This is a genomic window from Delftia sp. UME58 (assembly GCF_014170385.1).
GTDB classification, from domain to species: domain Bacteria; phylum Pseudomonadota; class Gammaproteobacteria; order Burkholderiales; family Burkholderiaceae_C; genus Comamonas; species Comamonas acidovorans.
Genome location: NZ_LZZV01000032.1, coordinates 1 through 21166, shown reverse-complemented (window position 1 = coordinate 21166; position 21166 = coordinate 1). Strand labels below are relative to the sequence as shown.

18 protein-coding genes, 1 tRNA gene and 1 pseudogene are annotated in these 21166 nt (G+C 63.9%); 12 read left to right on the top strand and 8 right to left on the bottom strand.

Annotated elements, in window-relative coordinates:
* Window positions 1–59 precede the first annotated feature (59 nt).
* A tRNA-Arg gene (locus A9976_RS10765) sits at window positions 60–136 on the top strand.
* A 1789-nt stretch (window positions 137–1925) separates the two neighbouring features.
* On the opposite strand, the gene A9976_RS10760 is transcribed toward A9976_RS10765, so the two are convergent.
* Window positions 1926–2072 (bottom strand): hypothetical protein, encoded by a 147-nt coding sequence (locus A9976_RS10760; protein WP_183018997.1) that lies wholly within the window; start codon window positions 2070–2072, stop codon window positions 1926–1928.
* Window positions 2073–2417: 345 nt separating this feature from the next.
* On the opposite strand from A9976_RS10760, the gene A9976_RS10755 reads away from it, so the two are divergent.
* The 9 genes from A9976_RS10755 (at window position 2418) to A9976_RS10715 (ending at window position 10264) form a co-directional block, all read left to right on the top strand.
* The gene (locus A9976_RS10755) at window positions 2418–2777 is read left to right on the top strand and encodes a DUF2946 domain-containing protein (protein ID WP_183018996.1); all 360 of its coding nucleotides are present in this window, start codon (window positions 2418–2420) and stop codon (window positions 2775–2777) included.
* A 154-nt stretch (window positions 2778–2931) separates the two neighbouring features.
* Window positions 2932–3105: a hypothetical protein gene (locus tag A9976_RS10750; RefSeq protein WP_259649175.1), complete on the top strand. Its 174-nt coding sequence runs from the start codon at window positions 2932–2934 to the stop codon at window positions 3103–3105.
* A 42-nt stretch (window positions 3106–3147) separates the two neighbouring features.
* Window positions 3148–5208, top strand: a complete 2061-nt coding sequence (locus A9976_RS10745) for a TonB-dependent receptor (protein WP_183018995.1) — start codon at window positions 3148–3150, stop codon at window positions 5206–5208.
* Window positions 5209–5285: 77 nt separating this feature from the next.
* Window positions 5286–5753 carry a copper chaperone PCu(A)C gene (locus A9976_RS10740; protein ID WP_013803107.1) on the top strand — a complete coding sequence of 156 codons (468 nt, stop codon included), beginning with the start codon at window positions 5286–5288 and terminating at the stop codon, window positions 5751–5753.
* 10 nt (window positions 5754–5763) lie between these two features.
* On the top strand, window positions 5764–6249 hold the full coding sequence (locus A9976_RS10735; RefSeq protein ID WP_183018994.1) for a DUF2946 family protein: 486 nt from the start codon (window positions 5764–5766) through the stop codon (window positions 6247–6249).
* A gap of 146 nt (window positions 6250–6395) precedes the next feature.
* Window positions 6396–7334, top strand: a complete 939-nt coding sequence (locus A9976_RS10730; protein WP_183018993.1) for an MbnP family copper-binding protein — start codon at window positions 6396–6398, stop codon at window positions 7332–7334.
* A complete protein-coding gene (locus A9976_RS10725) occupies window positions 7334–8533 on the top strand; it encodes a methanobactin export MATE transporter MbnM (protein ID WP_183018992.1) in 1200 nt (399 codons plus the stop codon). The genes A9976_RS10730 and A9976_RS10725 overlap by 1 nt, the downstream gene beginning before the upstream one ends.
* Window position 8534: 1 nt before the next feature.
* Window positions 8535–9767, top strand: a complete 1233-nt coding sequence (locus A9976_RS10720) for a hypothetical protein (protein WP_183018991.1) — start codon at window positions 8535–8537, stop codon at window positions 9765–9767.
* A 5-nt stretch (window positions 9768–9772) separates the two neighbouring features.
* A complete protein-coding gene (locus tag A9976_RS10715; RefSeq protein ID WP_259649174.1) occupies window positions 9773–10264 on the top strand; it encodes a copper chaperone PCu(A)C in 492 nt (163 codons plus the stop codon).
* A 578-nt stretch (window positions 10265–10842) separates the two neighbouring features.
* Here A9976_RS10715 and A9976_RS10710 read toward each other — a convergent pair.
* The gene (locus tag A9976_RS10710; RefSeq protein WP_183018989.1) at window positions 10843–11295 is read right to left on the bottom strand and encodes a universal stress protein; all 453 of its coding nucleotides are present in this window, start codon (window positions 11293–11295) and stop codon (window positions 10843–10845) included.
* A 686-nt stretch (window positions 11296–11981) separates the two neighbouring features.
* Here A9976_RS10710 and A9976_RS31365 point away from each other — a divergent pair.
* Window positions 11982–12218 carry an integrase core domain-containing protein gene (locus A9976_RS31365; protein ID WP_310889385.1) on the top strand — a complete coding sequence of 79 codons (237 nt, stop codon included), beginning with the start codon at window positions 11982–11984 and terminating at the stop codon, window positions 12216–12218.
* A gap of 158 nt (window positions 12219–12376) precedes the next feature.
* Here the strand turns inward: A9976_RS31365 and A9976_RS10700 are convergent, their stop codons facing one another.
* The 6 genes from A9976_RS10700 to A9976_RS10675 all read right to left on the bottom strand — a co-directional run bounded on the left by A9976_RS10700 (window position 12377) and on the right by A9976_RS10675 (window position 19840).
* Window positions 12377–12787: a type IV pilin protein gene (locus tag A9976_RS10700; RefSeq protein ID WP_310889383.1), complete on the bottom strand. Its 411-nt coding sequence runs from the start codon at window positions 12785–12787 to the stop codon at window positions 12377–12379.
* 59 nt (window positions 12788–12846) lie between these two features.
* Complete coding sequence (locus tag A9976_RS10695) at window positions 12847–17217, bottom strand: PilC/PilY family type IV pilus protein (RefSeq protein ID WP_310889382.1); 4371 nt, start codon at window positions 17215–17217, stop codon at window positions 12847–12849.
* Between the two features lie 171 nt (window positions 17218–17388).
* Complete coding sequence (locus A9976_RS10690) at window positions 17389–17964, bottom strand: PilX N-terminal domain-containing pilus assembly protein (protein ID WP_183018986.1); 576 nt, start codon at window positions 17962–17964, stop codon at window positions 17389–17391.
* On the bottom strand, window positions 17961–18779 hold the full coding sequence (locus A9976_RS10685) for a prepilin-type N-terminal cleavage/methylation domain-containing protein (protein WP_183018985.1): 819 nt from the start codon (window positions 18777–18779) through the stop codon (window positions 17961–17963). The genes A9976_RS10690 and A9976_RS10685 overlap by 4 nt, the downstream gene beginning before the upstream one ends.
* Window positions 18742–19266 carry a type IV pilus modification protein PilV gene (gene pilV / locus A9976_RS10680; RefSeq protein WP_183018984.1) on the bottom strand — a complete coding sequence of 175 codons (525 nt, stop codon included), beginning with the start codon at window positions 19264–19266 and terminating at the stop codon, window positions 18742–18744. The genes A9976_RS10685 and pilV overlap by 38 nt, the downstream gene beginning before the upstream one ends.
* 22 nt (window positions 19267–19288) lie before the next feature.
* A complete protein-coding gene (locus tag A9976_RS10675) occupies window positions 19289–19840 on the bottom strand; it encodes a GspH/FimT family pseudopilin (RefSeq protein WP_183018983.1) in 552 nt (183 codons plus the stop codon).
* A 643-nt stretch (window positions 19841–20483) separates the two neighbouring features.
* Between A9976_RS10675 and A9976_RS10670 the strand changes: the two are divergent.
* Window positions 20484–20606: pseudogene (locus A9976_RS10670) on the top strand (TetR family transcriptional regulator); the annotation flags it as partial.
* Window positions 20607–21166: the final 560 nt, after the last annotated feature.

Sequence of the window (21166 nt, the reverse complement as noted above, 5' to 3'; positions counted from 1 at the left end):
AAGCCCTGCGCGCCCGCCCATTGCGGGTATGATCCGCGCTGGCCCGTCGGCGGCCTTACCTGCCCGTAGCTCAACCGGATAGAGCAATTGCCTTCTAAGCAATAGGTCGGGGGTTCGAGTCCCTCCGGGCAGGCCAGTCTTTCCCCTCTGAAAGCAGTGCACCAGCCAAATCCTGGGGAACATCCAGGGAACATTTCTCGTTTTTCGTCTTTGCCGCCGTGTCACGATCCGCTGACACGATGCCCTCGTCATGAGGCGCCGCCGGCCAACATCCCAAGATTTCTCACCTATCCTTCTTTCCCGGCACATCGAGCCACCAAACACCAAGCCCCTCGGCACCGTCATTGGCGCCGAGGGGCTTTTTTGCGTTCTGGGGTGCCTACATCCGCCCTGGGAAAAATCAACATCGCTCAGGGCAGGCCTGCACCCTACCCCTCGGCCTTCAGCTCGGCCAGTTGCTGGGCTGGTAGCAGTGCCTCCTCGTCTGGTTTCTCCGCTCCGCTCCTCAGCACGCCCAGCGGTGGCAGCTTCATCAGCGCGTCGGCCAGCGCGCCATGCCTGACAGCCTCACCTGGGTGGAGCGCCCACGGAGCCCGGCTTGTATGCGGTCGTGGTGGACTACGGCCACCTCCCCTTCCCAACTGCACGGCGATGGATTGGGCTATAGAGATGCCCAGAGGAATGAAATCCAGTGCAGGCCAGAATTAACCTCTATGCCTTTCATTGCATCGATAGCAGTGGTGCATTGGAGTGCGCAGGGCACACAATTGGCATTTGGCTATGTGTAGGACAACGCCTCATTGAGCCGACTGACCGAGTGTCTCATACAAGACACAACTTCATCGAAGGTACACTGATTGTTGCTTGCACAACAAAGTCTCCTATCGTGGCGAGAGCGCTAAAAGAACTGAGATTCCCGAAAACCAATTTCGTCGAAGGTGAGTGGTGGACGATCCACGACAAGCGAGGAAGGTGCCTTGGTAGGGTGGATGGTGATGAATTCATCGTTGGGCCGACAAGAATTCTCTACAGCATCAAAGATTTGGCGATCTATTCGACAGAAGTGCCGGCCGCATACGTGGCGGACATTGAGGGAGACAGGGCCATATCACCACAGGGCGATGTTCTATTCCGGTTCGTGCGATCCTCGAGATTCCGGGCGTAGAGACGGGTCCACTGGCCGCGTGCACGCCATCAGCGCGGCCATCCAGCAACCGTGTGGTGCGCAACACAGGAGGGGCGGCGGGTTTCATGACTGAATTTAGCACTGTTTTTTTTCGGGGAGTACATCCGCCGTCAAGCTAGGCTACAAGCCCCTCTCCACATTTCTTTCGTGCCAATTTAGACCGCATGCGCCAGATATGGCCTGCGGCTTGGTGCGGTCCACATTACGTTAGGCCATCGAAAAGGTGCATAGATGAATAGACAAGAGTTGCATGAGATTCTCACGGGGTCTCTCGGCCTTGTTCCTGAGATGAACGAGAACGCTGTGTCTCGCACTTACTTTCACCAGCGTATCGAATGGCATCCTCAACAAAGCACGCGTGTATTTCGGGTTCTCTTTGAGTCCAATGGCGCCCCCAGTCGAATACAGTTGTGTGCATCATCGGACAACAACAACAGCGTCCTGATTCAGGCGCCATTTCATGAGCAACTCTTGACCGATCTTGCAAGCAAAGAAGTTGCGCTGATCGAGAGTCGAACTCAAAGTAAGGGCCTTTGTGGTTAAGCAGCATCGTGCCTTCTCTCCCCAGCCTAACTGGGCGGTCAAGCCGATCCGCCTACGGCGGTCGTCTTACCTTATTTGTTGAATGTCTGCTTCTCGATCCCACCAGCGGCGGCTCATGGCCGTCCGCAGTCCATTACCGCACGCGCAGCCGGAACAAACGCCGGTCAGCGCGAGACGGTCGGCCAGGAATCCCGCATCAGCGCGGCGTCAGCGGCGTGGCCATCAGCCGCTCGCGCGCTGTCTGCACCGCGCTCTGCCATGCGTCCACCTCGATCTGCCAGCTCTTGGAGTACGGCTGTGCAGGCTGAAGCGTACTGAGCGAGAGCGGGCTGGGCAGCTCCAACGATGCGCTCGGGGAGGCCTGCAAAGTCGCCCCGCATGCCTGCAGTAGCAGTGCGCAGCTCGCGCAGGCTGCGGTCCAGATCCTGCTGCGCGGCCGCGTTGCGCTGGCCCGTGGCCTGGAAGGTTGCGAGTGCATCGGTCAGTCCTTTCTGGAATCCGGCCATGTCCGTGACGGCCTGTTGCGTGCTGGCCAGCGCAGCGCTGGTCTGTTGGTGCTGCAGCTGCTCGATCTGCAGGCCGTAGCGATGGATCCATCACGCGTCGCCCGCGCCGATGGCCGGATCTGCATCCGCCATTGCGCAAGAAGGTTGCTGTCGGTCCGATATCGCCGCCATAATCACGGGCTATGCACACCCTTCGCACATCGTCATTCTGGAAGCGCCTCGCCCTGGCGTGGTTCCTGCTGACGCTGGGTGTTGCAGGGGCTTCGCCCTTCGTGAACCCCAAGACCATGGAGCTCATCTGCTCCAGCGGCGGAGCCATCACCATGGTGGTTCTTGACGACGATGGCCAGGCCCAGGCGCCAGGTCAGCACACGCTCGATTGCTCGATGTGCCTGGCCCCTGCATTGCCTCTGCCTCCCGCCAGCCTGGCGGTGGCACAACCCCATCCTCTGGCAGCAGCCCTGCATCCGTTTGCAGCGGCCCATATCGCAGCCCTGGTCGGCGCGCCGCTTCCGCCCCGCGGGCCTCCCGCACAGGCCTGATTCCCTCGCATCGATAGCGCGGCTGCCTTGGCAGCGACACCATGGCAAGGCCTTGCGCCACGCCAGTTGCGAGGTCATTTCCTGGCCTGCCCCAAGCCCCCATTGCGCCCGCCTGTGACCAGGCCGTCTGTGGCGGCGATGGGCGGACCCCAAGATGCTGGCAATGGCTGGCCTGTCTGCATCGGCCGCGCGCAGCCTGGCCAGCGAGGTCGTGCAGGCCGAGTCCGCCATGCCCGCCCCGCGCCGCGCCCTGCTGTCCCTGTTCGACGGCATGGTCCATATGGACGCGCAGGGTCAGCATCCCCCATCCGCACATACGGCCCATTGAGCTGATCGCATCCTCCACACCATCCACCGTCCGCCCCACGTGATGTCTGTCTCCCTCTCCTTCTCGCGCAGCCCCCTGGCCCTGTCCATCGCCCTGGCACTGGCCTCGGCGGCCCATGCCCAGGGCCTGGTCGCCCCCCAACCGTTGAGCCAGGACGACTCCGCCCTGACGCTGGGCACCATCAGCATCACCTCCAAGGCCTCCGGCCCGCTGTCCACGCGCAGCGTGTTCAGCTCCGTGGACATCGTGGGCGCGGACATCCTAGAGAACGAGCATGTGGACTACAGCTGGGAGCTGCTGTCCAAGGCGCCCGGCGTGCAGGTCACGCAGTTCAAGCAGGGCACGGATGCCGGGCGCTTCTCCTTCCGGGGCTTCAACGGCGAAGGCCGGATCAATGCGGTCAAGCTGCTGATCGATGGCATCCCCAGCAATGACAACGCCGGGGGCATGCCCTTTCTGGACGCGGTCTTTCCGCTGGACATCGAGGCCATCGAGATCGTGCGCGGCACCAATGACGCGCGCTACGGCCTCAACAACATCGCCGGCAATGCCAACGTGATCACCCGCACGGGCGGCAACGAGGGCCGTGCCAGCGTGACCGTAGGCAGCTTCGGGACCCAGGAGTTTCAGGTGTCCAAGGGCATAGAGAGCGGCAACTGGAGCCAGAACTATTTCCTGGCCTGGCGCGATTCGGACGGCTACCGGGACCATGCCGATGCCCGCAAGCTGTCCCTGTCCGGCAAATGGTTCTACACCTCGGACGATGGCCGCTGGCGCACCGGCGTGATCGCGCGCTACTACCGCAACAAGGCGCTGGAGTCGGGCTACCTCAGCTACGAAGAAGCCATCAAGGCGCCGCGCAGTTCCCCGGCCTATGCGGCGGCCGACCGTGGCGAGCGGGAAACCGGCCAGCTCAGCGCCCACCTGGATGGCGAACTGACGCCCGAGCTGTCGATGTCTGCCAAGGTCTACGCCAACCAGTACGAGAACCAGCGCTGGGTGCGCTTCTCGGCAGCGGGATCGCAGCAGGAGCGCTACAACGACGAGCAGCAGCAAGGCGCCATCACCACCCTGACCTGGCGCCCCAAGGTGGCCTGGGCGCATGAATTCACGCTCGAAGGCGGACTGGACGCCCAGCGGCAGAGCAACCTGGGCCAGCGCTACCGGACCACGGAGCGCGTGCGGACCTCGCAGTTCCGCGACTGGGACTTCGACCTCAATACGCAGGGCGCCTATGTGCAGGCCGTGATCCGCCCCATCGAAGCCCTGCGGATCATCCCGGCGCTGCGCGTCGACAATGTCGATGGCCACTTCATCGACCGCCTGGCCGGCACGCGCGCCCCCGTGCATGACTATGGCCTGATCAAGCAGCCCAAGATCAGCATCGCCTACACCCTGAGCCAGCAGGCCAGCGTCTACGCGAACTGGGGCCGGACCTTCCAGATCGGCTCGGGCATCGACGCCTACCGCACGCAGGATCGCAACCTCAGGCCCTCCATCAATGATGGCTGGGAAACGGGCGTCAAGTTCTCTCCCCTGCCCTGGCTCAACGGCCGCGTGGCCTACTGGGAGCAGCGCGCCTCGGGCGAGGTGGCCCGGGTGCTGGGCGTGGACGGCCTGCCCGACCCGGGCGGCCTGGGCAACGTGGGCAAGACGCTGCGCAAGGGCTACGACATCCAGCTCAACATGAAGCCCCATGCCCGCACCACGGCCTGGATCGCCTACTCCCACCAGGTGGCGCGCATCACCGCGCCCGACCCCAGCGCACCCGCCACCCTGGGCAAGGAAATCGAGAACGTGCCGCACTACCTGGTCTCGGCCGGCGTGGACTGGCAGGCCACGGACCGGCTGAAGCTGTCGGCCTGGGGCAATGCCCAGGGCGACCACTACCTGGAGCGCACCAATACCCAGGGCCGAGCAGGCAAGTTCGCCGTGCTGAACCTGGGCGCCAGCTACCGCCTCTCGGAAACCATGGACCTGGGCCTGCAGGTCAAGAACGTCACCAATCGCAAGTACGTCTACGCCTGGTATGACAGCGGCTCCTCGGGCTACTCGCCCGCCGACGGGCGCGGCGTCTATGCCAGCATGAACCTGCGCTTCTGATGGACATCCTCCAGCTGTCCACCGCACCAGGCACGCACCCGACACACACGACATTTTTGCCAACGAAGGAGAACCCCTTGAAACGCCACGTCCGTTTGCTTGCCCTCGCCGCCGCCATGATCAGCGGATTCGCCAATGCCCAGGTCAGCGTCAGTGATGCCTGGGTGCGCGCCACCGTGCCGCAGCAAAAGGCCACCGGCGCGTTCCTGAAACTGCAGGCCGCACAGGACAGCAAGCTCGTCGCAGCGACTTCGCCCCTGACGCCGGTCGTCGAGGTCCATGAGATGGCCATGCAGGACAACGTGATGAAGATGCGCCAGGTGCCGTCCATCGCCCTGCCGGCGGGCAAGACCGTGGAGCTCAAGCCCGGCGGCTACCACGTGATGCTGCTGGACCTCAAGCAGCAGGTGCAGGAAGGCCAGACCGTGCCGCTGACCCTCATCATCGAAGGCAAGGACGGCAAGCGTGAATCCGTGCAGGTGCAGGCGCCCGTCCGCCCGCTGGCCACCAAGGCGGCGCCCTCGGGCCACGATCACAAGCACTGACACAGGGCCCATGCGCTGCAGCAGCCTCCGCATCAAGCGCCTGGTGGCCTTCGGGCCACCCGCCTGGCCGTGGGCGTTGCCGGGCGCACGACAGCGGCGCGACCAGGGACGGCGCTTTGCCGCCTGGATGGCTGCGGTGCTGCTGTTCGCCTTTGTGCACCCTGCCCTGGCGATGGTGCTGGCATCGGGCCAGGGCGGTGGCGACCCGCTGGCGCGGCTGGCCATGGAAGTCTGCACGCCCCTGGGCCTGCAGCAGGCGCAACCGGCATCTGCTGCGGGGGAGCCCGAAGCCAAGGAGCAGACCACGGCAGCCGGCCAGGCGCATTGCCCCCTGTGCCGGGTCGTGGGCGATGCCCCTCCTGATTTGTCCCGCGCGGACCTGCGCTTTGCCGCGCCGCCGCCTCCCACCCCGCTGCCGCCCCAGGCCCTGCGCCCGCGGGACACCGTGCTGCGCGTGGTGCTGAGCACTCCCCCCAGGGCGCCCCCCCTTCCCTGAAGCCCGAAAGGGCCGCACGGGCGGCATGCCGTCGCCCATTCCCGAATTCCTCTCCCATGCCAAGCCGCGACCCGTGTCGCAGCCTGCAGGGTTACCCACGCCTGCGCGCCGCCATGGCAGCGCAGGCACCAAGAAACCGTTTCCCCATGCGTACCACTTACTTTGACAACTCCCGCTTTCCCCTCGCCCTGATCGCCACCGCGCTGCCGCTGCTGCTGGCCGCCTGCGGTGGCGGCGGAGGCGGTGACAACAGCCAGCCCACCACCCCCACAGGACCCCAGGCCGTGGCCATCGAGTTCGCCGCCAAGGCCGGCAACCTGCCCGCCAAATGCGGCACGCCCATCGCCGGCATGGGAACCAGCCAGGCCACGGTGGACCTGCATGACCTGCGCTTTTACGTGAGCGGCGTCTCGCTGATCAATGACAAGGGCGAGGCCGTGGCCGTCACCCTGGACGTCAACGACTGGCAGACCAAGGAGGTGACGCTGATCGACCTGGAGGACGGCACCGGCGCATGCGCCGACGCAGGCACGCAGGCACAGAACACCCAAATCAAGGGCACGGTGCCCGCAGGCACGTACAAGGGCATCAGGATGACCGTGGGAGTGCCCTCCTCGGTCAACCACACCGACTATGCCGTCGCGCCCAAGCCGCTCGATGTGCAGGCCCTGGCCTGGTCGTGGCAGGCCGGCCGCAAGTTCGCCCAGATCGAGGTCAACCCCGTGGGCGGCGTGGCCCGCCCCGCGCCGGCCGCCCCCGGCAAGACCTTCTACGTGCACCTGGGCTCCACCGGCTGCACGGGCAACCCCGTGACAGGCGAGACGGTCAGCTGCGCGCGTCCGGACCGCATGGATTTCCGGCTCGGCGATTTCAATGCCGGCACTCAGAAGGTGGTGCTGGACATTGCGCAACTGCTGCAGGGCTCGAACGTCAAGGAAGACCTGGGCGGCGCCGCCGGCTGCATGTCCGGGGCCACCGATCCGGAATGCGTGCCCATCTTCAGCGCGCTCAAGATCGATCTGACCACAGGCCGCTCCATCAATGAAGGCAGCGGCCAGACCGTGTTCCGTACCGAGGCCAAGTAATGCACAAGCCCCATTCGCTTCGGCGGGTGGCGGCATGGACCGCCGCCCTGTGCGGCCTTGCCGGGGCCATCGCCCTGGCGGGCTGCGGGGGCGGCGACACCGCCGTCCACGATGACTCCGGCAGCAGCACGGGCTGGTCCTGGGCGCTGCCCTCCTTTTTCCCCACCCCCAAGGTGCCCGACTCCAACCCCATGACCGCAGAGAAGGTCGAGCTCGGCCGCTTTCTGTTCTACGACAGGCGCCTGTCGGGTAACGGCACACAGGCTTGCGCGAGCTGCCACATACAGTCAAAGGCCTTCACCGATGGCCTGACGACATCACTGGGCTCCACGGGGCACGCACATCCGCGCAACGCCCAGAGTCTGGCCAACGTGGTCTACAACGCCACGCTGACCTGGGCCAACCCCTCGCTGGTCACGCTTGAAAAGCAGATGGAGACGCCGCTGTTCGGCACGGACCCGGTGGAGATGGGCGTCAACGACAACAACAAGGAGGAAATCCTCGCGCGGCTGGCTGCCGACACGGGCTATGGCCCGCGCTTCGCCAAGGCCTACCCGGGACAGGCATCGCCCATCACCTGGGGCAATGTGATCCACGCCATCTCGGCGTTCCAGCGCACCATTCTTTCGGGCAACAGCAAATATGACCAGTACCTCAAGAGCAGCACGGCACTGAGCCCGGCCGAGCAGCGTGGCATGAACCTGTTCTTCGGCGAAAAGGCCGAATGCTTCCACTGCCACAGCAGCTTCAACTTCAACGACCAGATCGTGCACGCGGGCAGCCGCATGGTCGAGACCCCGTTCCACAACACGGGGCTCTACAACATCGGCGGCACCGGCGCCTTCCCCGAGCCCAACCGGGGCGTCTACGAACTGACCCAGCTCTTCAAGGACATGGGCAAGTTCCGCGCGCCCAGCCTGCGCAATGTGGAAGTCACCGGCCCCTACATGCATGACGGCAGCATCGCGACGCTGGAGGAAGTGCTGGAGTTCTATGCGGCCGGGGGCCGCAACATCACCTCCGGCCCGCATGCCGGCGACGGACGCGCCAACCCCAACAAGAACGACTTCATCAACCAGATCGCCCTGACGGCCGACGACCGCGCCGACCTGCTGGCCTTTCTCAAAACCCTCACGGACCATGAGCTGCTCACCAACCCCAGGCTCGCCGATCCCTTTGCACAGCAGGCAGGCCAATAGCATGCAACGCACCTTCCTCGCGCAACGCACACCGCTGGCAGCAGCCATCGCCATCGCCTTGGCGGCAGGCAGCGCCGCCGCGCACACCCTGGATGAAGGCATCCCGCAGACCAACGGCCTGCGCATCGACATGGCGGCGGTGGCCGCCTATCTCCATGGCGACTCCACCTTGCCGGCGCCCAAGCTGGCCGGCACGCTGGGCCTGGGCGACACGCCTGACGACCAGCGCGGCTGGCGGCTGGAGCATGGCACCCTGGGCGCCGGCCTGCGCGTATCTCCCCAACTGGGGGCCAACATCGCGATGGGCTGGCACGACAGCGACCCAGCCCACGTGGAGGCCGCCTGGATGGAGGCGCGCAGCGGCTCAGACGCCGAACTGACCCTGGGCGCAGGCCGCAACCGCGTGCCCATGGGGCAGGTGCTCACGCGCGCCGGGCACTTCGACCGCTACGGCCAGATGCCGCTGGCCAAGCGGGCGGCCTTCAACGGCGACTGGATCGAGGATGGCATCAACGCCGCCTGGCGTCCCCACCTGCAAGGCGCCATGTCCTGGCTGCAGGGCATTGACCTGGGGCTTTGGCGCGCCCGGCGCTTTCCCGGCAGCGACAACGCCGCCTGGGCGCCCGTCGTGCATGCCAGCGCCGCCTGGACCTCGGTGGAGGCAGACGTCTTCTACAGCCGGATGCAGCCCAAGGGCCGCGGCGCCTATGTACAGCGCTCCAACAGCGGCCACATCCACACGGCGCCACAGTGCAACGCCAGCCTGCGCGACATCACCTGCTTCGACGGCACCGTGGACCTGGCCGGAGCCAGTGCCACCTGGACCACGCCGCTGCAGGGAGTCAAGCTCAGCGGAGCAGGCATCTGGCGGCGCGAAAGCGGAAACCTCTATTCCCAGAACGGCGACACCCGCTACCAGGGCAGGACGCTGGGCGGCTGGCTGGAAGTGCTCTGGCAGCCGCACGCGCGCTGGGAATTCGGTGCCCGCCAGGAGTGGCTCAGGAGCACCAATCGCGTCAGCGGGCCGGGCGCCCTGCTGGTGGCCACGGACGCCAACCTGCTGCCCAACAACCCATCGCGCCGCTTTACCGCCATGGCCGGCTGGCGCCCCGTCAAGAGCGTTCTGATTGCGCTCGAAGCCGGGCGCGAGCACATCGCTGGCAAAGGCAATACGGTGGCAGGCCTGCGGCTGATCTGGACCCCCGATGCCCTGTTTGAAAGGAACTGGAAATGACCAGAATGTTTCGCCGCAAGGCGCTTGGAATGCTGCTGGGCATGGGCTGTGCCTTGGCGTTGCCGCCGACGGCACAGGCCCATGACTTCCGGGTAGGAGACCTGGTCATAGACCATCCCTACGCCACCCCCTCCATCGCCGGCTCCAGCAATGGGGCAGCCTATTTGCGGGGGATCAGTAACAAAGGCAAGAACGCCGATCGGCTCATCGGGGCCAGCACGCCGATGGCCGCAAGAGTCGAGCTGCATGAGATGAAGATGGATGGCGACATCATGCGCATGCGCGAAGTGCCATTTATCGAACTGCCGGCGGGCCAGGAGGTGCAGTTGCGCCATGGACAGTCACACCACCTCATGCTGCTCGGACTCACGCAGCCCTTGCGCGATGGTGATCGCTTCGATCTGACGCTGCAGTTCGAAAAGGCTGGCGAATACAAGGTCAAGGCCTGGGTACAGCAACCCAAGCGCATGCCATCAGAACACTCGCACCAGCACTGACCCCGTTACGGCGGGCCGCACCACATCGCGGCTTGTCGGTATGGTTTTCCCGCCGTACAAGCAGGAGCTCTTCGCCATGGGCTATTCAGCACCCCTGCCCTTGCCCAGGGAAGCTCGAAACTCCTGCTTGGCGGGCTTTTTTGCATTTGCGGATGCAGATAAGGCATGCACTGGTTACTGCCCTTTTTCCGCCTATTCGCCTACAGCAGGGTCATGACTGCGTGCATGAGTGAGCGCAAAGCCAGGAACGTGTGCAGCAGCCGTCAGCAAGCGCGCGAACATTTGCGATTACATCGAGCAGTTCTACTATCTAACGCACTGCACGTCGGGCCATTGCAGCCGCGTACAGCTGTTGCAAGCTCGAGAAACTTAGTTTTTTGTCAACCGAATCGGCAGCAGCCCATACAGCACTTGGCAGGCTGACGAGCTGCCGGCTTCCAAGGCCTAGAGCAACCTGCTGCGTGACAGGCGCGCTGTGGTCATCTCCGCTCCCAAAGCCATCATGACTTCGCAGTGGTTTGCACTGACGGCTGGCTTGCCCTTGTGCCGACCCCAGGCTCACGGCCTTGATCGGTGTCTCATATCTCGGGGGCTCTTACGAGCAGCACCGGCACTGGTGCCATCCGCAGAATCTGTTCTGCGCTGCTGCCCAGCACCCAACGGCCCACGCCCCGGCGACCGTGGGTGCCGATGATGATCAAATCCGCATGGCAATCGGCTGCCTCCTCCAGTACCTGCTCATGCACGGTACTTTTTTTGGTGTCGCGCAGCACCACCTCGGCCGATACGCCATGGGCGGTGGCTCGGGCTCGCGCCGCATCCAGTACAGCCAAGGCGTTGGTACGCAGTTCATTGCGCCAGTTGCCTGCAGAGCCCGAATAGGCGTCCATGAGCAGCGCGAGCGACAGGTCGTCGATGACGTGGATCAGCCGCAAACGCCCCCCACTGAGCTTGGCAAGGCGGATGGCTTCGTCCAGGCCTTTTGTGGACGTAGCGCTTCCATCAACAGGAACAAGAATATGTTGGTACATGGTTGTCTCCTGCGCGTTCCATTGAGAGAAGTCCAGTATCAGACGCGCCAAGGAGTACGATTTGATGGACATCAAACATCGGCTTTTTCTATGGCGGGAGGACGCGTCCAAGGCCAGGGCCTTCGGAAGGCCGGGAGACGCATACTCAATCGAGTGTGATGCACTAAGCCAAGATTTTCAGTAAGACCCAAAGTATGGCGATGCCCAGTGCAACACATAGCCCGATGAACAAAAGCAGGCAGATGGACATGGGGATCGCTCGCGACACTGGCTCGGTCGTAAGGCGTCCGTTCAGCGATTGCGGTCTGAGCAGGTTTTGATGCCGAATGGACTGCCCGTGGTTCGGTAGACAAGTCCCGCCTAGCCAGCCAGCCAGCCAGCCAGCACTACGGTATTGACCCAGTAAAAACCTGCACAGGTCTTAAACTGAGAAAAAAGAGACCTGAGCATGAAGAACGACGAAGAGATCAAGCGCTGGTCGACCGATCTGTGCCGGATCTGGGCGGGCCGCGACGGCTGGGCTGGCACTGGTCATCGATTGCCATACCCGTGAACTGCTGGGCTGGCACCTCTCGCGCAGCGGCAAGCCGAGCACCGCGTCGAGTGCGCTGGGACGGGTGCCACAGCCGTTCCTGCTGAGATCAGACAACGACCTGGTGTTTACCAGCCGGGACTACACAGCCTTGGTGAGGAGCTACGGGCTGCGCCAGGAGTTCATCCCGCCGCACTGCCCACAACAAAACGGCATGGTCGAGCGTGTCATCCGCACGCTCAAGGAGCAATGCGCTCACCACCACCGCATCGAGACGCTGCAGCACGCCAGCCGTGTCATCGGTGACTGGATTGGCTTCTACAACAACCGCCGGCCCCGCCAGGCGCTGGCTATGAAGACTCCCGCTGAAGCATTCGCATTGGCGGCCTGACCTGTGCAGGTTCTGCTGGGTCAATACAGACATGGGCTGCCATGAGGGTCATGGGCTACCACATCGCCAGGCCCATGGACACGGAGCAGTTGCAGGACTGGCTGCGCCGGCGGGTGGGCACCTGACGGCAAGGCAGCCGGGGCGAAGAACGCAGGCGGTCAGAGCCAGCAGACCGCCACCGTGCCCACGGAAACGCCTTTCACCCCGAGGGCATTCAAGGTGAAATCGCCGCATTTTCCGTCCGCTACCTGGCTTCCCGTGCGCGTGGCCTTGAGCGTGTAGCCGCCATCACCGGCGGCAGCGGCAATGCTCAAGGTGTAGTAGCCATGCTCCGACTTGTCCCCATGCGCAAGCTTGAGATTGGCGATGGTGGTGGTGTAGCCGCCATTTTGCGCGCGCCAGCGCTCCTGTCGGGCAGCGGCCTCTCCCAGCAGATCCATGGCCTCCACGCGCCGCGTGCGAAGCACGTACTCCTGGTAGGACGGATAGGCGATCGCCGAAAGAATCGCCACGATCGCCACCGTGATCATCAACTCGATCAGCGTGAATCCGGCTGCCTTTTTAAGCACGCAATGCTCCTTGGTCCGTGGGGAACGGGTGAGGCCCCTGTGTTGGTATCGGCTCGCTGTCATGGCGCAGGGGACGCGTTGGGCGGCTGGCGGCGCCAGCTTTGGCGCCCTGTATCGACGCCGCTGTTGATTCCCAGGGCCTTTTTTCCGTCCGAGCCATAGATCGACCCTGCGCCAATGCTCGGCCGGCCCACGGCCTTGTCGATGCCGTTGACCTGTTTTCCGCCCACATTGTCCGTACTCGTGAAGCGCCCATCCCCATCCACGTCGAACACCACGTACTTGGTTTTGCCGCCACTTCTTGCGTCAATGGCATAGAGGGTATTGGAAATATCCGAGGAACAGGCGTCTTCCGTCGTACGGACAGACGTGAGCACCAAGCCCTCCCCATAAAGCATCATGTCGTAGATGACTCTTTCCCGGCTGCGAGGCAAGTCGACATACCATCCCCATTTCGCGACGTCTGCGTCCTCCGTGCCCCGGGCATTTGCATACCAGTCAAATGCATTGGCGGACAGCGAGAACAGGCCTGAGCCTGCCGAGGTTTCGGTGAAGGCCTGGGCCTGAAAATCCGCCCTGCCCTTGCTGGCCGTGGGCAGCATCTGCGGTGCAGTGACCGTCGGCGTGCTGTAGCGGTCCCAGATACCGAACACAGTCTGGCGCTGCGCACTCTCCTTGTCGGCCTTGGTCAGGAAGCGCCCGGTTGCGACGATCACCACATCCCCCTTGCCGGACGGATGCCGGACCACATAGGGCGCGGCCGTGATGGCCTGGCGCCGGCCCTGGTCATCGCGTGCCGTGAAAAATCGCTGCGCCTCCCAGGCGCTGGCGCTGCCGTCTGACAGGTCCACACGCCATACATTGCCTGCAAGGTCTCCCGCATAGGCCATGTCCACCTTTCCATCCCTGTTGTTGTCCACCACGGCCATGCGCGACAGCCCGTTGCCCAGGGGCAGGGAAGTTCTCAACTCCACCTCGGTCATTCCTCCAGCCAGATCGATGCTGCGGATGACGCTGCCATTGGCCGCATCCAGCACGAACAGACTGGCTACACCCGATGCGCTGCTCGCCCCCTGGTAGCCATTGGGCACAAAGACCACCCACTTCCCCTTGTTCTCCCCGGAGTCGTTGAGCCGGGCCACCGTGGGCGTGGGTACCGAATACCCCATGTCTTGCCTCTGCGCGAAGCCGAACTCCCAGAGAATCCGGGGCGAGGCAGGGTCCGTCACATCCAGGGCGAAGATCTGCCGACCGCCCGCACCCAGGCTGCCGATCAGGATCCGGTGCCATGCATTTCCAAAATAGACATCAGAGACGACGGGTGTTCCATCGACAAAATAACGGTGCTCCTCGCCACCGCTTTTACCGTAGGTGGGCGAGGTCAGGATGCCCAGCGAATTCTTCACCGCCGAAGGGATGAAGGCAAATGCCTCCTGTCCCGTGACGGCGTTGAATGCATGCAGCATGCCGTCGTTGGCCCCCACATAAAGCATGTCTTTCTCGGCCTGGCTTGCCGCAAAGTCCGCATATCCGGCGCGGCCCTCCAACTGGTCCGCCATGGCGGCGTTGTACAGGCCTGCCTTGGTGCGCACCAGGGACGAGTTGACGATATCGCCCAGCACATTGGGCCGGCCCGTCTCCAGCAACTTGCGCTTGCGCAAGTCGTCGTGTGCTTCCCCGCGCAGGAAGCCGATGCGCTTTTGCGCCTTGCCATCCACGGTGCCCGTGACGGGGTCCGTATTGAGCGCCGCCAGCCAGGTGGTGTCCATCGCCCTGCCGATGGAGGCGAAATCGAAAGGACGCAAGGTCATGCCGCTCGTGGCCTGGTCGGCAAAGTAGATCTTGCGGTCGCCTGGCGAGCGCTGTGACAGCAGGTCGGCAGCGCTCCAGACGGTGGTCCGAGCCCCAGCGGAGCTGCCCGCGCCTGGGAGGACCGCCGCGATGGTTTCGCGGATCACATCGCCGCTCCAGCCGTCGGCTTCGAACGAGGTGCGAAACACGCTGGCGCCATTGTCGAGGCTGGCGGTGGGCATATCGACGCTGGCGGCAGTCACCGAATTGGTGCTTTGCAGAATGTCGTTGAAGGCCTTGGTCAACTGCTCCTTCAGTGTGCCGGCATTGGTCACCAGAAAATAGTTATCGGGGTCTTTGGGGGACCCGTCGGGATTCCTGGTGGCCAGGGCAGGATCCCGGCCCGGAATACCGTACTTGGCCGCATACCACAAGGGGCCCTTGAGGAAACTGCCGGAATCGGCCACATTGCTGGGGGTGAAAACCCGGGAGGCATTCGATGGGAGTGTCGAGCACTCCTTTTTCTGCTCATTGGATAGATTATTGCGCTTGCAATATCCTGGATCCCTGTCCTTCGGCGTGTTGTATCGGTAAAAAACGGAGCTGGTGTCCAGATCTCTTATCTCCAGATACATGCCATCCTTTGTGGTGCCGGAAATCACATAGCCCATGTGCTGGCCGAAATTGCTCTTCGCATACCCCGAGTCCATATTGACTCGGATCTTGCCGTCCGCCTGCATCGCAACGGTATAGATGGCAAAGGCATCCATATCATGGTCCGCGCCTTGCTCCACATCCTCATAGTTGATGCCGAACTGCGCATACGGCCGCCCGCCATTGACCGTGCTGTCCGTGTCCGAGTTGCCCGTGTTCACGATGCTATAAACATAGTAGTCAACAATCTGGTTGGTGGGAGCGAAGACTTCATTCTTCACTCCACCACCCGTGACAGATTTGGCAAATGGAACAATGGTCACATACCGGCCACCACCCACCGGAAATCGAATCTCGGGCAACGGCGAGGCGATGGCCACCGTATAAGTGCTCAGTGCGCTCTTGCCCTGGCCATTGCCGAAAATTGCATTCCTGGCTCCGAAACGGGCCACGCCCGCTGAATAGTAGGTGCCCTCCTTGCTCGGCTCCTCGGGTGACAGGCCCCGCGCCCACGAAAGATCGCCGATGGTCTTCACGGAAGGCGTACCATCGGCATTGTCCTTTGTCGACTGGCCGATGAAGAAATTCCCGTCATGAATGCCTTCCGCCGAACCGATGGCCGCCACCTCGCTGGAGACATTGAAGCCGTTGAGCGCACTGGCGCCGGCGGTGACATTTGCATAGCGGCTGCCGGGCAGCTTGCTGTCGTATGAGGGATTGATGTCACTGATTACCGTCATCACAGGGCGGGCGCAATGCTGATAACCCGCCCCACCCTCGGCCGATGTATTGTAGGGAGCCTTCCAATCCACCTTGGAAAAGCCAAGGACGCTGGCATCCTTGCCCCGGTCGCCCTGATCGAAGAGGGGGTGTCCGCTGCCCGCGCCACTGAAGTAACGCAACGTCTCGAACATCATTTCTCCAATGGGGTTTCCCCACATCGAACAAATCGAGGGATCGGGACGCTGGCTGATCGGTCCGTCTGCAATCCAACCGCAGGCGGCATATTTGAAGTCCTTGTAATCGATCAGTCTCAGGCGGTCGATGTTGGACACGATCCCGTTGACATCCCTCTTGAACTGGCCGGTCTGGGGATCTATTTCATCGGCGAATTTTCCGATATTGCGGCGCAGGACACCGCCGGCGATATTCTTCTGGTACGAGCCCGTGAGCAGGCCGAAGTACATCTTTTCATTCTCGCCAAAATCGTGCAGCAGGCCCGTGGGCTTGTAGACGGTCTTCGTTCCGGTGCCGTACGCCTTGCAACTGGCTTCACGCAGTGCGGCATTGCTGGCGGGACAGACTTCGACGCGCAGGTTGTAGCCGACTATCTTGCTGCTGCCCCGGATACATGAGTTGACAATCTCGTTACTGCAGTTGCTCTGGCCCAGGCCGCGTTTTCCCGCCTCCTGGGAGACCCAATCCCAGATCTCGAATGACGAGTCATTGAGCACCCGCAACTGCGTAATGGCAGCACTGTCCTCGCCCAGCGTGGTCACGGCAAACAGGTGGCGTGTCTTGCTCGCGGGCCGACTGAGCGGAGCATAGTCGGCGATGTCATAGACTGCGCCATCGCGCGCGAAGTCATAGGCCTTTCCCCAGGTATGGGCATCGCGCGGGATGTAGGCAGCCTGCAGCACGGTTTTATCGGCAGAGTCCACCACGCGCGTACCTCCATAGAGCACGCGTCGGATGGCGTCCATGCGCGAGGTAGCCAGGTAGTTCAGGAAGTCCCCGCTCCAGTTGCCTGAGCACTTTTTCTTCCTGTCGCCGGTGCCCGCCCGAGCCGGCGTGAAGACGCCGCCTGCATAGTTGTAGCAGACGTTGTTGTTGAAATAGCCGTAGTAGTCGATCTGGTCCGGCTTGTACCTCACATCGATCACGCCGTCCCCGTCCAGGTCGGAAGCGTCGTTGTAGGCCTCGTAGTACAGCTTGTGGTCGCGCCCCATCACCAGCATGTTGAGCGGGGGCAGCGACTCGCTCACGAACAGGGGTGTCTGCGATAGCGCCGTCGCCGCTGGCTGGCCGTTTGCCGGCGGGCTGATCAGGACGAGCCCCCCTGCAAGCGCAGCCCACGACGCCAGCGTTCGCGCGGCGCGGATGCCGGGCCGTGCTTTTGTACCTGTGCGGCAAGCCTGCATGTTGAACCCCTCTCCCTACTTGATGAACATGTTGATGCTGGAACGCAGGCACAGCGCATCCGCGCCGCAGGGCTGGGCCTGCGCCTTTTCCGTGGCCTGGGCATTGACCTCATAGAACGCCGTGCAACCCGTGTCGGGCAGGTCCAGGGCCGATGTGGCGCTCTGTGATTTGGGGCAGGTGGCCGCGATGTAGCGCGGGTACCAGTAGCCAGCCGGCTTGTCGAAGCCCTCGGCCTTGGCCTTGGTCCTGGCGAAATCCGTGCCCAATGCAATAGAGTCCGAGCGGGCATCCGAGACAAAGCAGGGGATGCCGGTGGAGGACACGGGAGTTTGCGCATCGCCGCAGGGCTGCAGCGCGACGGCATGCACCAGCAGCCTTCGCTCGCCTTCACGCAGCGTGCCATCCGCGGTTTCATACAGGCGCTGGCTTTCCAGCATGTTGGCGGCGATGCGTGCCTCCATCGTGACGGCACGCATGCCGACCACGGCCAGTAGCAGCACCAGCAGCAGCATGACCATGGACACCAGCAAGGCATTGCCCCGCTGGTCCGCGCGAGAGGAACGGGAACAGCTTTTGCAATCACAGGTCATGGCATCAGGTTCCTCAAGGTCAGACTGCCCGTCACCAATTGGTAGAGCTGGCCTCGGCTGGTATCGCAGTCGGCGGCAGCGCCACCGAGCTCGGCCCAGCGGCCGCAGACGGTGCTGTCCATGCCCTGGGCCAGGCCCTGGCCCGAACTGGCCAGCAACACGGCATAGCGCAGGGAGCGGATGGACTCGCCGGCCTCCGGCACGGCGGTCTTGAACTGATCGACGCGCCGCATGGCGGAAGAGTCGCCTTGCTGATCGACGCCAAACTCGAAACGCACGCCACGCACGCCGTCCGCGACCGCAATGCCCTGGCCTGCCGCCTGGCAGACCAGCGCGCCGTCCTGGACCGCATACCGCTCGACCAGCAGGCCGGCACCCGGGACGGGAGCCTCGTAGGGCTTCAATGTGCCCAGGTTGGCCGACGTACCCGCGCAGTCGGTCTCTGCCGCATCGCGGGCCTGAAAGCGCATGCACAGCGTGCGCTCGTCCGGTGCGTAAAGGGCCTGCCCGTTCGCGAACCGGCAGCCATTGGCGTGCGGTTGCGCATCGGCGGGGAACGCGTCCGTGTATTCCTGCAGGGGGTCACGCCGGTACCCCGCCTTGGACAGCTCGCTGTTCAGCGTGTCCAGCGTATAGCGGCTGTTGCCCAGGTTTTCGCTCTGCCCCATGCGGAAGCTGAAGTTTGACAGCCCCTGCACGTAGATGGTGGTGGCAATGAGCACGATGAACAGCCCGATGGCCAGGGCCACCATGAGTTCCACCAGGGAGAGGCCGTGCTCACAGGCGCGAACGCAGCGTGAAGGAGCAGATTTCATCGTCGTTTCCATCGAGGCACTGGCCCTTCTTGACCGGCCATGCAACCGTTACCGATACCAGGCCCGCGCCGTCCGCGCTCACGGCGAAGGCGCTGGTGACGAGCCCGGGGGTCAACTCCGGCACCAGCCGCATGGCGCGCTGTCCCCAGCAGCCCATGCGCGTGGCGGGTTCGGCTGGCAGGGGCTGGCATACGGCTGCTGTGGCTTCGGGCAGGGCCGCTCCCGCCGCCTTCTGGTAGCCCGCCAGTCCAGCCTGGGGCAGGCCCTTGGGATCCAGGATCCGGGCGGTATCGCCGCGCATGGTCTCCAGCAGTTCGGTGGCCAGCATGGAGGCCATCTGCCGCCGTTCGGTATCGACCGTGTATTCGATGGAGCGCATCTGGATACGGATGGCACCCAGCAGGCCCAGCGTCACCAGCAACACGGCGACGAGCACCTCGATGAGGCCTGCGCCGCGCTGACTGCAAGAATGAGGATGGCTTTTCATGGGACAGGATTCCTTGCCGGGGCTAGCAGGCGCCACCGGCGGCCAGCCGCTGCTGGCGCACCAGGCCCGCCCGCGTCACGCTCAGGCACTGCATGCGTGTGGCATGGGGCGCCGTCACGGCCAGCGTGTAGGAGGCATTGGCGCCGGAGACCAGCCGGGCGACACCCGTGGACTCGAAGCGCACCCCCTGGGTTGAATTCGCGGCGGGCGAGACGACGATCGCCTCGGGCACCCGCGCCTGCCGCAGCAATTGCGCGCCCGTCTTGACGGACCATGTCTGCCCGGCTCCCGTGAAATTGCTTTCCGTGCGCTGATGGACGGCCTGCGAGCGCGCGAATTGCAGCAGGGATTGCAACTCCTGCGCGGCCGTATTGACTCGCTGGTTGGCTATCTGCGTGGTGAAGGACGGCGCCGCCAGCGCCGCCAAAACGGCGACCAGGGCCACCACCACCATCAACTCGATCATGGTGAAGCCCTGATGTCTTTGCGCCGCCGCAGGCGCATTGACGGCGCAGGTGCTGGGTAGAGCCCAGCCTGCACGGCGCCTGTCATCCGTGGGTACCGTTTTTTTCATGTCGCGCAAGTGTTTTGGCACAACAAAAAATCAATCGAAAATGAATAATTCATAGCTCAATTTGATGGCGATTATGCATCGAGATGAAAAATCGTTGTGCAATTTCCATCGGTTGCAACAACTTGCCTTGCCGATGGGGCAGCACGGACAGCCCCCTGAGCCCAAGTCCAGCCTGGCCACGGGCTGGACGGCAGGGACCGGCCCGGCTGGCGCGAAGGCGCACTCAGCATCCGTTCGCCCGGCAGGCCGCCCAGCACGGGCCCGGCGATGAATCCGACACCGATGGCCGAGCCCATCTGGCCGAAGCCATGGCCATGTCGGCGCCCGTGATGCCGGCCAGCACACGGCCCAGGTGGAGCCCCCCCAGGCCGGGAGCCAGGGCCATCAGCAGATAGTCGAGAGCGGCGCCAACCAGCGAAACCGGCAGCACGCGGCGGCGGTGCACAAAGGAACTGCGCCAATGCATACGCTGCCAGCAGCGCACCATAGTGAAAGCTGTTGCCGTCGCCGCCGCCGGCCGTGCCTCGCAGCAGTCCCGGCAGGGTCGGCGTGATCAGGCCCGGGCCGATCGCATCGATCAGCAAAATGGCGAACAGAACGTACAGAGGTTTGCGCATCAGGCTTCTCTTTCAGGGATAGACCATTGAACGACACCACCACTCCGCGCCTGAGCCGCGACACGGCACTGCGCGCCGCGCTGGAGCGGCTCAACGAAGCCTGCATCGACGCGCTCAGCACCCGCAAGCTGGCCGAAGGGCTGGGCGTGCCGCATGAAGCCGGTTTCCTGATCCTCTCAGGGCGTTTGCCGCTTGCGGTGCCGTGCAAGCGCAGCCCCCAATCCGCCCAGGGAGCAGGCCATCAGCAGCCACCCCATGCCATCGAATACGGGAACGGCCTGTGCGCCGGACGGAGCGGGACTCGGGGCTGCTGCGGCGACCGCTGTGATGGTGATGCTGCCGTTTTCTCCCGAGGCCTGGGCGACCATCTTTTCCACACGATCGGCCAAGGTGGCATTGCCCGCTGAGATGCTGGCCCTGGTGACTTTGTACGGGCCCGCATCCAGGGTGCATGAATCGCCGCTGCCACCAGCCCCGCTATTGCGACCCGTGCGTCCGTCAAGCCCGTTGACGCCGCCCGCGCCCGCATGGCCCGGGTAGCCGCCGCCGCCACCACCACCGCCGCTTCCGTCGGACCCCGCAGCGCCATCGCCTCCCGCCCGGCCTTGGGCCATCGCCACACAGGCGCCATCTTGCTGGTTCAGCACCAGGGCATTGACGGCGGAATCGGCCACCACGCTCCAGTTGCCGCCGCTGAAAATCCGCGAAT